Here is a 13,131-nt window from a genome sequence, read left to right on the forward strand (position 1 = left end):
CAGACTTTGGTGCAGTCGCCGCGAAATGGCGCTTTGAATAGCCCCATGGTTAGTGGGCGCCTTCTTCCCTAACTTTGAGGCAAGGAGACCATGATGAGCAGCGACGATTTCAAGCGGGATGCTGTCGTGCAGATTACCCGGCGGGGTTACCTGGTCAAAGAGGTTTCAGAGCGTCTTTGGGTCAGTCAGCACTCCCTCTATGCATGGAAACGGCAGTTTGCGAAAGCATCGTCCGGGGAGGTTGAGAAGGACGCCGAGATCCGTCGCCTGAAGAAGGAGTTGGCGCGCTTCAGAGGAGCGCAACATCCTAAAAAACCGTTCTGGGCCGCAGCCCGCCTGTGCGCGGTAGCAACAGCCTGTGATACGCTTCACTCGAAGGGCAGTTGCCGATGGCTTATTGGTGGGCTGGACCCCGTTAAAAAACGTGACACATGGGCTGATGCGCATTTGGGAGTGGTGTCGCCGCTGTCGTGGCGATCCCGGTTAGGAAGATGATGAACTTGTATGGTCCACGCCCTTCGCCTTGAACGGAGGAAATGCCATGACAAAGCCCAAGACCGGCGGCCACCCGGACCTGACGATGGTCAATCCTTGTGCGGCGGCGATTGATATCGGCTCGACCATGCACATGGCTGCTGTAAACCCCGACGCTGACGCTATGCCGGTGCGCGCCTTCGGGACGTTTACCCGGGATCTGCACAACCTTGCCGCCTGGTTTCGGTCGTCCGGTGTTACCAGCGTGGCCATGGAGTCGACCGGCGTTTACCGGATACCGGCTTTCGAGATCCTTGAGGCTCATGGCTTCGAGATCACTCGCCACGGTCCCGCGCGCGGGGCCATGATACGATGCGCAGGCATCTGTCTGAAGTGGTCCCGGTTTTCTGGACAGGTCAGCGGCTGATCTAAGGTGTATCCGGTTAGTTTTCATGCCGCCAATTTCTGATCTCGACCGCGCCAATATGCCTCCTTCGGCGTTCTGCGCTCAAGGGAAGAATGGGGCCGTTCGGTGTTGTAAAATGCCATCCAGTTGCTGATGACCCGCCGGGCCTGAAAGCCGTCCTGGATTTCCTCGAGATAGGCCGCTTCCTGTTTCAGGGACCGCCACAGGCGTTCGATGAAGATGTTGTCCATGTACCGTCCGCGGCCATCCATCGAGATACGCACCCCGGCCTCGGTCAGTGAAGTGATCCAAGCCAATCCGGTGAGCTGGGAGCCATGATCGGTATTCATGATCTCGGGCGGACCGAATTTGGCGATGGCCTCCTTCAAAGCGTCAACGCAGAAGTCCGCGTGCATCGTGTTCGACAGCCGCCAGCTTAGCACCTTGCGCGTGGCCCAATCCATGATTGCGACCAGATAGAGGAAGCCGCGCTTCACCGGGATGAAGGTGATGTCGGCGCACCAGACCTGGTTGGGCCGGTCGATCTTTTTCTTTCTCAGCAAATACGGAAAGATCGGGTGTTGCGGATGCGGCTGGCTGGTTCGCGGCCGCTTGTAAATCGCCTCAAGACCCATCCTGGCCATCAGGCGGCGCACGCGATGGCGCCCAACAGTTTTGCCTTCCCAGCGCAGATATGCCGCGATCTGGCGCGACCCGAAGAACGGATACTTCGTGAACACGCGGTCGATCTCATTCATCATCGCAAGCGTGTCAGGGTTGATCCCGGTCGGCGTGTAATAGAACCCGGAGCGGCTGAGCTGAACCAGCTTGCACTGCTGGCTGATGCTGAGCTTCGGGTGATCGCGACGGATCATGGCGCGCTTCTTGCCGGGGCTCACCTTTTGAGCCCTTCTGACAAAAAATCATTCTCGACTGCCAACCTCCCGATCTTGGCATGCAGTTCTTTGACCTCCGCTTCCGTTGGGCCGCTTTGCTTACCACCGGAGAACACGTCCGCCATCCCATCAATGGCCTGCCGCTTCCAGGTGCTGACCTGGTTCGGGTGCAGCTGATGCTTCGCTGCGATCTCCTGAACGGTCTTGTCACCGCGCAGCGCCTCAAGCGCAACCTTGGCTTTAAACTGATCTGTAAAGTTCCGCCGCTGCGCCAGTTGCATTCCTATGGGCTGCTCCGCGGTAGTTTCCGGCCCGACGCCGAGATCGCCACCTTGCTTGCCGACATGCACCAACGGGAACGGCTCACCGAGTATGCGGCCGCCCATATCCAGCACATGCAGAAGGCGCTGATGGAGATGAACCTTCAGTTGCATCATGTCGTCTCCGGCATCACAGGCGCGACGGGTATGCGGATCATCCGCGCCATTGTCGTCGGCGAACGTGATCCGGAGGTGCTCGCCGCATTCCGGGATATTCGCTGCAAATCCTCTATCGACACGATCAAGGCTGCGCTGGTCGGCAATGACCGGGGTGAACACGTTTTTGCCCTGACGCAATCATTGGAATTGTACGATTTCTACAAGGCCAGGATCGAAGACTGCGACGGCAAGTTGGAGGCCGCCGTGGCGGCGCTGACCATCAAAGCCAGGGGGAAGCTGGCGCCGCTGCCCAAGGCGCGGATCAAGGGCAAGCAGCACAATGCACCTGCCTTCGATGTGCGGGCTGCTCTCTACGGGGTGCTGGGCATGGATCTGACACAGATCCACGGTCTCGGGCCATCACTGGTTCTGAAGCTGATCGCCGAATGCGGCACGGACCTGAGGGCATGGAAGAGCGCCAAGCACTTCACCTCATGGCTTTGTTTGGCTCCAGGAAACAAGATCTCCGGCGGCAAGCTGTTATCCTCGCGAACACGCCGGTCCTCCAGCCGTGCAGCGGCACTCTTGCGCCTGGCGGCCACGACGATCGGTCGAAGCGACACGGCCTTGGGCGCGTTCTATCGGAGGCTGTCATCACGGATCGGCAAGCAGAAGGCGGTCACGGCGACAGCCCGCAAGATCGCTGTTTTGTTCTACAATGCCATTCGGGACGGGATGTCATACCAGGATCAGGGTGCGGCCGCCTACGACGAACGTCATCGGCAACGTGTTTTGACCAACCTGCGGCGACGCGCCAGAACGTTGGGATATTCATTAGCCCCTGGCCCCCGGAAGCGGCTGTTTCTTAGGAAGTCACCGCGTATTTCGCCAGGGATGCAAAGTGAGATACGCGTTCGTGGCCATGTATCGCGGGCAGTTTTCAGTGCGGGCGATGTGCCGGCGGTCATGATCTTGAACTTGTTGGGGAACTCGCACCGATCCTGGCCTTGGGGCAGCCTGAATCAACGAAGCACCCGCTGTTGGCAGGGGCTTGGTCGGAAACATTGGTTGCGGGAGCAGGCAACCGCCGTATCCTACCTGCCCTCTCCACAATCATATAAACCTAAGATAGTGCACAGCTAACGGCAGCTTCGCTACAGGTTTTTCGGACGCCACGCGCGACGTTTGAGTGATGCGCGGCCTTGCCTGGCGTCGGAGAAGCGCGCAAGCGGGAAATCGCGGTGCTGGAATTGGGCAGGCCAGCTGGCTCTATGGGGGTTTGAAGCGGTTGATTGCCTTGGTTCTTGTTCTGCAGGTTGGGCCAACTGCGCTCGTCGCAGGCAGCTTCTGCATGGATGCTGTGAGCTTTGAGGGGCATGCGCCGCACCTCGCGGGGCTCGGCAACTTTCTCACCTCTCCTATCCGGGTTGCGGGCATGCCGGATTGGCCGCAAGCGGTATCGCGAGCAGCGGCGATTGGACTTTCGGTCTTTGGCGCGCGTGTCATGCGGCAGCCCTCGCTGTTCCTGGCGGCGCCCTGGGCTGGTGTTCCTGCGGGAACGTTTCGATGATGATCAGGTGCCCGCCGCAGCAGGGGCATGGCAGCGCGAGGACGCGGGCGGGTGCCTCGGCGTCACCGGCCGTGCCATCGTGCGCGAGACCCGGATCTGACTGCCCGGCCCCGAGCCGTTCCCGGATCCTGGCGGTATTGGCGGCACGGTTGCCATTCCCGAAGAAGCCGTAGTGGCGGATGCGATGCCGCCCCTTGGGCAGGACATGGATCAGGAACCGGCGGATGAACTCGCCGGCCTTCAGGGTCATGCTGGTTTGCCGCCCGGGGCCGTGGACGCGGTAATCCTTGACGCGGAAGGTGAGGCCCCGGCCGTCCATGCGGATCAGGCGGCTGTTGGAGATCGCGGCACGGTGGGTGTAGCGCGACAGGTATGCCAGCCCTGCCCTGGGTCCGGCGAAGGGTTCCTTGGCATACACGACCCAACCGATCCTGCGCAGCGGTTGCAGGAAAGCGTCGAAGGCCGCGCGATCCGCAAGCCCGCCGAGGATGAAGCGGCGGTAGAGGCGGGACAGCACCCGGACGGAGAGGAAGAAGTTCCCGCGGCAGGCGATCCACCGCGCACCGTCCGCAGACAGGCCGCCGTCCCACTGCCTGGCAGGCGATTGCGCAGCAATCTGCCGAGAGGGGGGCACGATCATGTGGACATGCGGGTGGTGCGTCATCGCCGAGCCCGCCGTGTCGAAGACGCGCCTCCGGCACGTTGTCGCCGACCTTCAGCCGGACGGCCTCGCCCGCGCGCATGCCGCAGCCATAGGCGAGCGACAGCATTACGCGCGCCTTCAGGCCGGGCGCCATGGCGAGGATGCGCCTGACCTCGTTGCGGCTCAGCACAAGCGGCACTTTCACCGGTTCCTTCAGGCGGAAAACCTCGGCTGCCAGATCCTGCCGCCGCAGGGTGACCCGGAACAGAAACTTCACCCCGGTCATGGTTTGGTTGCGGGTGCAAATGCTGGTCCCGGTCTCGATCAGATGCAGCTGTAAGTGCTTCACGTCATCCGGTGAGACTGTCTCCAGAGATCGCCCGAGCCAGGAGGCAAACCGCTTGCAGGCCCGCAGGCGGCTGGTCGGCGATGCCGGTCCGAGATTGCGTGCCGGCCTATCCGCGATCATGCGCGCCCGAAGGGATGCCGCCGGTGCAGGGGGCTGCTTGGTCATGGCAAAACCCTCTGTCAACCGAGGCAAAATCACCTCGGCCAACAGCACACACCCGACATCGAAAACCGCGAAACACATCCCGGTTCAGCGCAACGCCCGCCACACAGAACCCCTATCGCGGAGCGATTTAGTGCTTGCGCGCTTTGCGTCTGCAGCGAAAAGCAGGGAGGGCGGGAAATTAACTATTGCTGCAAACGCGAGCCTTTCAGATCGGATGCCGGAAGCCGACATTCAGGCGCTACCGAAGTCGGGCGTTGCTCTGCGATACAAAAAAGCTGGCTCCAGCCCAACCTGCCTCAGCCCGAATACTGCAAAACGCGAAAATTCGGATGTTGGGGTACGCTCTCACTTGGCCTCTCGTGAAGGGACCAGCATCGTTCCGACGATACCAAAAGGGCAAGAGTTTAAACCTTTGCCTCAGTTTGGCCAACTCATTGGCCAAGTCTTTGTCCGAAAGCAACGTCCTTGCCAACAGGCTTGCAACACAGGAGCCGCACGCCAGGCCCAAGTTGCTAAAGACCGTTATCATAGGCGGGAATTTAGTTGATTTGCGTCGGTACTAACTCTGCAAACTGCCACCGGTTAACAAGGTCAGCCCCGTCTGTGCCATAGCGATGCTCAATTCTTCGCCCAGGGCTTCCCACAGATGTTCCAGCCCTGCTTCGCCGCCCGCCGCGATTGCAAATTGCAGGATCCGCCCGAAGAACGTGAAATCCGCTCCGGCGGACAGCGCCTTGAGGACGTCCTCACCCGACCGCAGACCACTGTCGTAGAACAGGGGGAACTCCGGTCCGAGCGCCGCGCGGATTTTTGCGAGCATGTCTATCGGGGCCGGTGCGGCCTCCAACTGGCGGGCGCCGTGGCTGGAGACCTGGATCGCATCAACGCCCGCCGCAACCAGCATGCGGGCATCTTCAACATCCAGAACACCCTTCACCACCAGTTTTCCAGGCCAGGCATCGCGCAGCCGTGCCAGCGTGTCCCAGGTGGCGCGGGCGCGGCTTTCGGTGCGATCGAAGTCGTAGCCTTCCCTCTCAAAATTCGCCATTCCCGGCTTCCCTTTGAGGAGGGTGGCCAGCGACCAGCGCGGGTGCAGGGCAAAGTCGATGAACTGGCGGGGGCCGATGCGGAACGGCATTTTGAAGCCATGGCGCAATTCGCGCGGGCGGCGGCCGACTTCGGGCACGTCCACTGTCAGCACCAGGGTTTGATAACCGGCGGCCCTGGCGCGCTCGGCCAGTTTAAAGGCGCTGCTGCCGTCGCCGCTGAAATAGAGCTGGAACCAGGCGTATCCCTCTGCGGTCTCGATGATCTGCTCCAGCGGGGTGGAGGCCACGGTAGAGACCCCATGCGGCACGCGGTAGCGCGCGGCCAGCCGCGCCAGCATCAAATCGGCGCCGGGAGCCGACAGGTTGCACATGCCCATCGGCGCAATCCCAAAGGGCCGGTCTGCCTCAGCGCCAAAAATCCGGGTGGTCAGAGAGCGCTGGCTGACATCCCGCAGGATGCGGGGCCGCAGGGTAATGGCATCCAGGGCGGCGCGGTTGCGCGCCGCCCCGGCTTCCTGCCCGGCGGCGCCGTCGATATAGTCAAACACCATCCAGGGCAGCCGCCGCCGGGCCAGGCGGCGGGCGTCCTCAGCGGAATGGATGGCGCCTGCGCCCATCAGCCGGCCACAGCCTTCATGAAGCGGTCGCGGATCACCACCGGGTCCATCGTGATCACCGGCATCTTGGCGTTGCCGCTGTCGCATTTGACCACCAGCACCGTGGCCTCGCCGCTGGCCAGCGCCTCCTCCAGCGCAGGGCCGGTGTCCTTGTCCTGCACCTCCACCACCCGGGTGCAGCCGGCGGCGCGGGCCATGGCGGCCAGATCGGTGCGCTGGCTGGTATAGGTCGGCTGATCGCCGGTGGAGCCATAGGAGCCGTTGTCGATGATCATCAGGATGTAATTGCCGGGCGCGTTGTTGCCGATGGTGGGCAGGGTGCCGAGGTTGGTCAGGATCGAGCCGTCGCCGTCGATCACGATCACCGGTTTCGGCTGCGCCAGCGCCAGGCCCAGCCCGATGGAGGAGGCCAGCCCCATGGTGCCCAGCATGTAGAAATTGCTGGGCTGGTCATCGATTGCATGCAGCTCCTGTGACGGAATGCCAATGTTGCAGACTACCAGCTGGGTGCGCAGGATGGGTGCGATCTCTTTCAGGATTTCGGAACGGATCATTGGTCGCCATAGCCTCCCCAGAAGTTGGCGTCGGTCAGGATGGCAACGGGCTTGTTGCACATGAAGGTGTATTTCAGGATGTTGTCCAGCTCCTCGACGTCCTTCTGCCAGTGGAAGTGGTAGGTGGGGATGTTGAGCTGCGCCAAGAGCGCCTTGGTATGCACTGCCATTTCCACCTGGCAGGCCACCGGCTCGCGCAGCTCACCGCGGTAGGAGATCAGCATCGGCAGCGGCATCCGGTAGTACTGGATCAGCGTCGCCAGCGTGTTGATGGTGACCCCGATGGCGGTGTTCTGCATGATGATGGCCGGGCGCTTGCCGCCCATCCAGGCGCCGGCGCACAGCCCCATGCCCTCATCCTCCTTGTTGGAGGGGATATGGAAGATGTCGTCGCGCTGGTCGATCTCCTCGATCACGCCGGCCAGCTGCTTGCAGGGCACGGTCGTGACGAAGGAGACGCCGTTGGCTGCCAGATCGTCAGCGATCCTCTTGTCGATATTCATAGTCGGTTGCCTTTGCTTCGGAAGTCTTGTTTCGGGGTCAGGAGGTGCGGCAGACATGCACCGCGCAGGGCGCGTGGCGGACCACGCGGGCGGCTGTCGAGCCGAGGAAAAAGTCGCTGAGGCCCGGTTTGTGGGAGCCCACGACGATGCAGTCCATGCCGTGCTGTTCGGCGTATTCGACGATGGCGCGGTAGGACCGGCCCTTGACGATCTCTGCCGTGACATTGCCGTGGCCTGCGGTTTTACTGGCCAGTGCCTGGCGGGCTTTTTCGAAGCCTTCGCGCACGGTGTCTTCGTCCAGGTAAGCGGTGACCGAACTGTGCGGCGGCTCATAGACATGCAGCGCGGTGATCTGCCCGCCGGGGCTGCACAGGGTGGCGGCGGCCTTCAGCGTTGTTCCGGACACCCCGTGATCCAGGGCCATGGGAACCAGGATATTGTCATACATGGTTGATCTCCGTTTGTTTGGGGCGCGGGTTCAGGCCCAGGGGTCGAGGATGATCTTGGGCGCGGCCACCGCGCCGCTGCGCAGGTCGCGGAAGGCAGCGGCGCCGTCTGACAGCGGCCGCTGCTCAGGCCAGTCCAGCGGGCCTAGGCGGCCGTCAAAGATCGCTTGCGCGGTGTCGCGGAAGTCCTGCGCGGTATAGGTGTAGGTGCCGATAAAGGTGATTTCCTGCAGCGTCATGCGACGGATATCCAAACCTCCGGTGTCCTCGCCCAAGCCGACATGGGCAATCACTCCGCCGGGCGCGGCGGCTGCTGAGGCGGCAGCGCGGGTGGCGGCATAGCCCACCGCGTCCACCACCAGCGGCACCGTGCCCTGAAACTCGGAAACTGCCTGCTGGCCGCAACGGTCCGCCAGGAAGGCCCGGCGCGCTGCGTTGGGTTCCTGGATGGCGACGTCCGCCACCCCCATTGCCCGCAGCGCCAGGATTGCCGCCAGTCCGATGGCGCCGCCGCCGATCACCAGCGCGCGGCGTTCCATCTCAGGATGCAGCGCCTCCAGCGCCAGACGGACGGCGTGCCAGCTGACCGCCAGCGGCTCTGCCAGTGCGGCCTTCTCCAGCGGCACCTCGTCCGGCACGGTGACAAGGTTGCTGTCCGGCATTGCCACAAACTGGGCAAAGGCCCCTTCGCGCGGCGGCATTGAGATTATCTGGCGGCTGGCGCAGAGGTTCTCGCGCCCCGATGCGCACGCGGTGCAGGTGCCGCAAGTCACCAGCGGGTTTATTGCCACCCGGCGGCCTGCCTGCAGGCCGTCCTCGATCACACCCGCTGCCTCGTGCCCCAGGATCAGGGGTGCGGGCCTGCGGTTGTCGTGGCCGAGATAGGCATGCATGTCGGACCCGCAGATGCCAGAGGCTTGGATGCGGATCAGATGTTCGCCTGACCGGCCCGCCGCCATCGGCACGTCGCGGAACGACAGCGTCTCAACCCCTTCATAAACCAAGGCTTTCATTTCGCAGTGAACCCTCCGTCAACCATCAGGATCTGTCCTGTCACATAAGAAGATGCCTCTGAGCAGAGGAACAGCAGCGGCCCGTCGAGATCCTCCAGCCTGCCATTGCGGCCAATGCAGGTCTGCGCCGCATTGCGAGTCGCACGTGGTTCATCGCCGAAAACCGCCTGTGTCAGCTCAGTCGGGAAGAACCCCGGTCCGATCGCATTGGCGGTGATGCCATGGGGCGACCAGGCTTCCGCCATCGCACGGGTCAGCTGGCCGATGCCGCCTTTGCTGGCGCCATAGGCAATGCCGCCGGGAAACGCCCGCGCCGTCTGCAGCGAGGCGAAGTTGACGATCCTACCCCAGCCCCGCGCCTTCATCGCCGGCACCAAGGCCTGGCTGAGGAAGAAGGGCGCCGAAAGATTCAGCGCCAGAGTCTGATCCCAGCCCTCTGCCGTCACTTCATCTGCGGGTTGACGCGTGTTGACACCGGCCGCGTGGATCAGGATGTCCGGCGCCCCGAAGGGGGCCGTGACAGTGTCCCGCAGCGCCTTCAGCGCGCTGCGGTCCGCCACATCCGCCACCGCATAAGCCGCGCTTGGCCCGATCTCAGCACAGATGCTTTCCAAAGCCTCCGACCGGCGGGCCACCGCCACCACCTGCGCTCCGGCTGCCGCAAGAACCACCGTCGCCCGCCGCCCCAGTCCGGAACTGGCGCCGGTGATGCAGGCAGTGCGGCCTGCCAGGTCAAACAGGGCTCGCGGGTCAGCCATTTGCGGTCAGGTCAAATGTTTCGTTTGGGAAATACTTGGCCAGCCGCACATCAGCGGCGCGGGCGTGGCCCTCCATCCCCTCCAGCCGGGCAATCCGCGCCGTGGCCTCGGCCACTGGTTTGGAACCCTCGCGGGTGGCGCGCTGCCAGGTGACGATCTTCATGTATTTGTGGACCGACAGCCCGCCAGTGTAGCTGGCCGCGCGCGAGGTCGGCAGCACGTGGTTGGTACCCGCCGCCTTGTCGCCGTAGGAGACGGTGGTCTCCTCGCCCAGGAACAGCGAGCCGTAGCAGGTGAGCCGCTGCAGCCACCAGTCCAGATCCTCTGCCTGTACGGTCAGATGCTCGGGCGCGTATTCGTCGGAACAGGCCGCCATATCCTCGCGGTCCGCACAGAGGATCACCTCAGCATAGTCGCGCCAGGCCGCGGTGGCGTTTTCGCAATTCACTTCCGGCAGATCGCCGATGTAGCCCGGCACCAGCCGCATCACTTCTTCGGCCAGCTTGCGGTCATCTGTGACCAGCCAGACCGGGGAGTTGTAGCCATGCTCGGCCTGGCTGACGAGATCGGTGGCGACGATATGGGCGTCGGCGGTGCTGTCGGCCAGGATCAGGCTGTCGGTGGGGCCTGCAATCATGTCAATGCCGACGCGACCGAACAGGATGCGCTTGGCCTCAGCCACGAATTGGTTGCCGGGTCCAACCAGGATGTTGGCTTTGGGCAGACCAAAGAGGCCGAATGTCATCGCCGCAACCCCCTGCACACCGCCCATCGCCATGATTTTGTCCGCACCGCAGATATGGGCGGCATAGACGATGGCAGGGGCAACGCCGACGCCGGGGCGTGGCGGTGAACAGGCGGTAATGTGCTTGCAGCCGGCCACTTTGGCGGTGGTCACTGTCATAATGGCGCTGGCGATATGGCTGTAGCGCCCGCCCGGCACATAGCAGCCCGCCGCGTCCACCGGAATGACCTTCTGCCCGGTGACGAAGCCGGGGGAGATTTCAGTTTCCACATCCTGCATCGTGCCTTTCTGCAGCTCGGCAAAGCGGCGCACATTGTCGTGGGAGAAGCGGATATCGGCCTTCAGTTTTTCCGGCACCAAGGCGCAAGCCGCCTCAATTTCCTCGTCCGTCAGAAGCACATTGCCCACGTAGCGGTCGAACTTGGCGGCATACTCCAGCGCCTTGGCGTCGCCACCTGCCTCGATGTCGTTCAGGATGCCCTGGACAATCTTGTGGGTCTCGGACGCATCCGACTTGGGGGTCAGGGCGGCTTTCTTCAGGTATTCACGGGTCATTTCGGGGGTCCTACTTGTAGATATCAGGAAGCAGCGTGGTCGAAAGTGCCGGGAGGTAGGCAATCAGCAGCGCTACGATCAGCATGGTCAGAACAAAGGGCACGGCGCGGGCGGCGATCTTGAGGATGGACTCGCCTGTGATGCCGGAGACAACAAAGAGGTTGAGGCCCAGCGGCGGGGTGATGAACCCCACTCCCAGCGCGGTGATCATCGTGATGCAGAACTGGATTTCGTTCATGCCGATGTTGTCGGCCAGCGGCTTCAGGATCGGCGCCAGGATCACGATGTTGGGCGTTGTCTCCATCACGCAGCCGGCGGCGATCAGGATGCAGATCATCAGGAGGATCAGCAGCGACGGATCATCGGTCAGCCCGGTTACCGCGGTCACAAAACCCTGCGGCACGCCCATGACCGCCAGTGCCTCTGCAAGCGGGGCGGAGAAGGCGATGATCGGCAGGATTACCCCGTTCACCTTGGCAGAGCTGACCAGCATGGCCGGAAAATCCGACAGTTTCAGAGTGCCCAGAATGAAGCCCATCAGGATGGTGACGACAACTGCGGTGGCGCCGGCCTCGGTCGGCGTCAGGCGGCCGGAGAAGATGCCATAAAAGATGATCCCCGGCACGATAAAGGCATACCAGCCGGATTTCAGCGAATGGCCCAGGTTGCCCAGCCATTCGCCAAACCCCATGTTGCCGCCGGTTTCATAGGTATAGAGCCGGTTCATGATGATATTGGTGACGAGAATCGACACCAGGATCGCAAGGCCCGGGATCAGCGCCGCCAGGAACAAGGTGGAGGCTGAAATGCCCAGCACCAGGCCGATGATGATATAGGCGATTGAGGGCGGGATCAGGATGCCGGTGCAGGCCCCTGCCGCCACCAGCGCGCAGGCATAGGGGCGCGGGTAGCCGCTTTCGACCAGCCGGTTGATGGTCATCCGGCCGACTGCCGCAGCACCCGCGGCATCAGAACCGGAGATCGCCGCGAACATGCCGCAGACCAGCACCGTGGCAGAGCCGAAGCCGCCGCGCGTCCAGCATGTCAGCGCCTCTGCAACATCAAGAAATTTCTTGCTGAGCCCGGTGCGGACCAGCACGTCGCCTGTCAGGATGAACAGCGGCACCGCTGTCAGCGCAAAGGCGTCGATGCCGGTGAACAGGCTCTCGCCGATGGCACTGAGCGGCAGGTCGCCCGACATCACCAGCATGGTGATTGCCGCAGCACCGATGGCGGCCCAGACCGGCACAGCCAGCGCGATCAGCCCTACGAACATGATCACCGGAAGGTAGAAGTCCCAGCCCAGCTCGACTGTTTGATTGAGTGAATTCCACAGCATGCCTCAGCCCCTCAATCAAACAGCTTGTCGCCTTCGAAGACGGGGGTGCCGTCGCGAAGGCTGCGGTAGTCGCGCAGGAAGGATTGCAGCAGGCGCCAGGTCATCAGGGCAAAGCCCGCCGGCACCGCCATCAGGAACCAGACCATGGAGATGCGCAGCCCGTGGCTGACAGAGCCGAATTTGGCGGAGACCAGAACCGTTTCAAACGACCAGTAGAGCGCGATCAGGGCAACCACGAACATCACCAGGTCGCCGAAGATATACATCAGAGCCTTGGGGCGCGGGCCGAGATAATGCAGGAGCACATCGATCCGGATATGGGCGCGTTCCTTGACCGCAGCCGCGGCGCCGATCCAGGCAAGATAGATGAAGGAATAGCGGACTATCTCCTCCCCCCAGATCGAGGAAAAGGCAAACAGCTCGCGCCTGATCACCTCAATCGCCATGGTGATGACCAGCATCACGTAGAACACCAGAAGCAGCCAGCGCTCTGCGTTCTTATCTATTGTCCGCAGGATGTTCATTGCCATTCCCAAGGTTCAGGCACGCCCCGCAGCCAGCCCGGCGGGCTGCTGCGAAGGCGGCTGTTGTCATAAGGGCAGGGCGCTGGGCTTTGGCCCCGCGTCCCTG

Annotated in this window: 12 protein-coding genes and 3 pseudogenes; 4 read left to right on the top strand and 11 right to left on the bottom strand. The window is 62.8% G+C overall.

The window, feature by feature from the left end; translation table 11 throughout:
• Positions 1-90: 90 nt before the first annotated feature.
• Positions 91-322: pseudogene (locus AQUI_RS27185) on the top strand (transposase); the annotation flags it as partial.
• Positions 323-541: 219 nt separating this feature from the next.
• Positions 542-901 (top strand): hypothetical protein, encoded by a 360-nt coding sequence (locus AQUI_RS27190; protein ID WP_084294284.1) that lies wholly within the window; start codon positions 542-544, stop codon positions 899-901.
• A gap of 23 nt (positions 902-924) precedes the next feature.
• Here AQUI_RS27190 and AQUI_RS0104845 read toward each other — a convergent pair.
• Positions 925-2,057 (bottom strand): IS3 family transposase gene (locus AQUI_RS0104845; RefSeq protein WP_156916773.1). Its coding sequence is split into 2 segments (ribosomal slippage): positions 925-1,781 and positions 1,781-2,057, totalling 1,134 coding nucleotides; the frame shifts between segments, so codons are not numbered across the junction.
• On the opposite strand from AQUI_RS0104845, the pseudogene AQUI_RS32420 reads away from it, so the two are divergent.
• A pseudogene (locus AQUI_RS32420) lies at positions 2,043-3,044 on the top strand (transposase); the annotation flags it as partial. The gene AQUI_RS0104845 and the pseudogene AQUI_RS32420 sit on opposite strands and share 15 nt — an antisense overlap.
• Before the next feature lie 653 nt (positions 3,045-3,697).
• Here AQUI_RS32420 and AQUI_RS27200 read toward each other — a convergent pair.
• Positions 3,698-4,453, bottom strand: a pseudogene (locus tag AQUI_RS27200) (IS91 family transposase); the annotation flags it as partial.
• Between AQUI_RS27200 and AQUI_RS31165 the strand changes: the two are divergent.
• On the top strand, positions 4,404-4,748 hold the full coding sequence (locus AQUI_RS31165; RefSeq protein ID WP_027256506.1) for a hypothetical protein: 345 nt from the start codon (positions 4,404-4,406) through the stop codon (positions 4,746-4,748). The pseudogene AQUI_RS27200 and the gene AQUI_RS31165 overlap by 50 nt on opposite strands.
• A gap of 733 nt (positions 4,749-5,481) precedes the next feature.
• On the opposite strand, the gene AQUI_RS0104875 is transcribed toward AQUI_RS31165, so the two are convergent.
• Genes AQUI_RS0104875 through AQUI_RS0104915 form a run of 9 tightly spaced genes read right to left on the bottom strand, consistent with a single transcriptional unit; the run spans position 5,482 to position 13,025 of the window.
• Positions 5,482-6,588 carry an alpha-hydroxy acid oxidase gene (locus tag AQUI_RS0104875; protein ID WP_027256508.1) on the bottom strand — a complete coding sequence of 369 codons (1,107 nt, stop codon included), beginning with the start codon at positions 6,586-6,588 and terminating at the stop codon, positions 5,482-5,484.
• Positions 6,588-7,142 carry a sulfopyruvate decarboxylase subunit beta gene (gene comE, locus AQUI_RS0104880; protein WP_027256509.1) on the bottom strand — a complete coding sequence of 185 codons (555 nt, stop codon included), beginning with the start codon at positions 7,140-7,142 and terminating at the stop codon, positions 6,588-6,590. Before comE ends, AQUI_RS0104875 begins: the two co-directional genes overlap by 1 nt.
• Complete coding sequence (comD, locus tag AQUI_RS0104885) at positions 7,139-7,645, bottom strand: sulfopyruvate decarboxylase subunit alpha (RefSeq protein ID WP_027256510.1); 507 nt, start codon at positions 7,643-7,645, stop codon at positions 7,139-7,141. The genes comE and comD overlap by 4 nt, the downstream gene beginning before the upstream one ends.
• Before the next feature lie 37 nt (positions 7,646-7,682).
• On the bottom strand, positions 7,683-8,093 hold the full coding sequence (locus AQUI_RS0104890) for a universal stress protein (RefSeq protein ID WP_027256511.1): 411 nt from the start codon (positions 8,091-8,093) through the stop codon (positions 7,683-7,685).
• A 30-nt stretch (positions 8,094-8,123) separates the two neighbouring features.
• On the bottom strand, positions 8,124-9,104 hold the full coding sequence (locus AQUI_RS0104895) for an alcohol dehydrogenase catalytic domain-containing protein (RefSeq protein ID WP_027256512.1): 981 nt from the start codon (positions 9,102-9,104) through the stop codon (positions 8,124-8,126).
• Positions 9,101-9,862, bottom strand: a complete 762-nt coding sequence (locus tag AQUI_RS0104900) for an SDR family NAD(P)-dependent oxidoreductase (protein ID WP_027256513.1) — start codon at positions 9,860-9,862, stop codon at positions 9,101-9,103. Before AQUI_RS0104900 ends, AQUI_RS0104895 begins: the two co-directional genes overlap by 4 nt.
• Positions 9,855-11,162: a histidinol dehydrogenase gene (hisD, locus tag AQUI_RS0104905; RefSeq protein WP_027256514.1), complete on the bottom strand. Its 1,308-nt coding sequence runs from the start codon at positions 11,160-11,162 to the stop codon at positions 9,855-9,857. The genes AQUI_RS0104900 and hisD overlap by 8 nt, the downstream gene beginning before the upstream one ends.
• Before the next feature lie 10 nt (positions 11,163-11,172).
• Positions 11,173-12,501, bottom strand: coding sequence for a TRAP transporter large permease (locus AQUI_RS0104910; RefSeq protein WP_027256515.1), 1,329 nt, complete (start codon positions 12,499-12,501; stop codon positions 11,173-11,175).
• Between the two features lie 11 nt (positions 12,502-12,512).
• Positions 12,513-13,025 (bottom strand): TRAP transporter small permease, encoded by a 513-nt coding sequence (locus AQUI_RS0104915; RefSeq protein ID WP_027256516.1) that lies wholly within the window; start codon positions 13,023-13,025, stop codon positions 12,513-12,515.
• Between the last annotated feature and the right edge of the window lie 106 nt (positions 13,026-13,131).

The organism is Leisingera aquimarina DSM 24565 (assembly GCF_000473165.1).
Taxonomy (GTDB): domain Bacteria; phylum Pseudomonadota; class Alphaproteobacteria; order Rhodobacterales; family Rhodobacteraceae; genus Leisingera; species Leisingera aquimarina.

Excerpts from the sequence above, each read along its gene's own strand:
- AQUI_RS27190 (WP_084294284.1), top strand. The coding sequence starts at position 542 with ATGACAAAGCCCAAGACCGGCGGCCACCCGGACCTGACGATGGTCAAT.
- AQUI_RS31165 (WP_027256506.1), top strand. The coding sequence starts at position 4,404 with ATGTGGACATGCGGGTGGTGCGTCATCGCCGAGCCCGCCGTGTCGAAG.
- AQUI_RS0104875 (WP_027256508.1), bottom strand. The coding sequence starts at position 6,588 with ATGGGCGCAGGCGCCATCCATTCCGCTGAGGACGCCCGCCGCCTGGCC.
- comE (WP_027256509.1), bottom strand. The coding sequence starts at position 7,142 with ATGATCCGTTCCGAAATCCTGAAAGAGATCGCACCCATCCTGCGCACC.
- comD (WP_027256510.1), bottom strand. The coding sequence starts at position 7,645 with ATGAATATCGACAAGAGGATCGCTGACGATCTGGCAGCCAACGGCGTC.
- AQUI_RS0104890 (WP_027256511.1), bottom strand. The coding sequence starts at position 8,093 with ATGTATGACAATATCCTGGTTCCCATGGCCCTGGATCACGGGGTGTCC.
- AQUI_RS0104895 (WP_027256512.1), bottom strand. The coding sequence starts at position 9,104 with ATGAAAGCCTTGGTTTATGAAGGGGTTGAGACGCTGTCGTTCCGCGAC.
- AQUI_RS0104900 (WP_027256513.1), bottom strand. The coding sequence starts at position 9,862 with ATGGCTGACCCGCGAGCCCTGTTTGACCTGGCAGGCCGCACTGCCTGC.
- hisD (WP_027256514.1), bottom strand. The coding sequence starts at position 11,162 with ATGACCCGTGAATACCTGAAGAAAGCCGCCCTGACCCCCAAGTCGGAT.
- AQUI_RS0104910 (WP_027256515.1), bottom strand. The coding sequence starts at position 12,501 with ATGCTGTGGAATTCACTCAATCAAACAGTCGAGCTGGGCTGGGACTTC.
- AQUI_RS0104915 (WP_027256516.1), bottom strand. The coding sequence starts at position 13,025 with ATGAACATCCTGCGGACAATAGATAAGAACGCAGAGCGCTGGCTGCTT.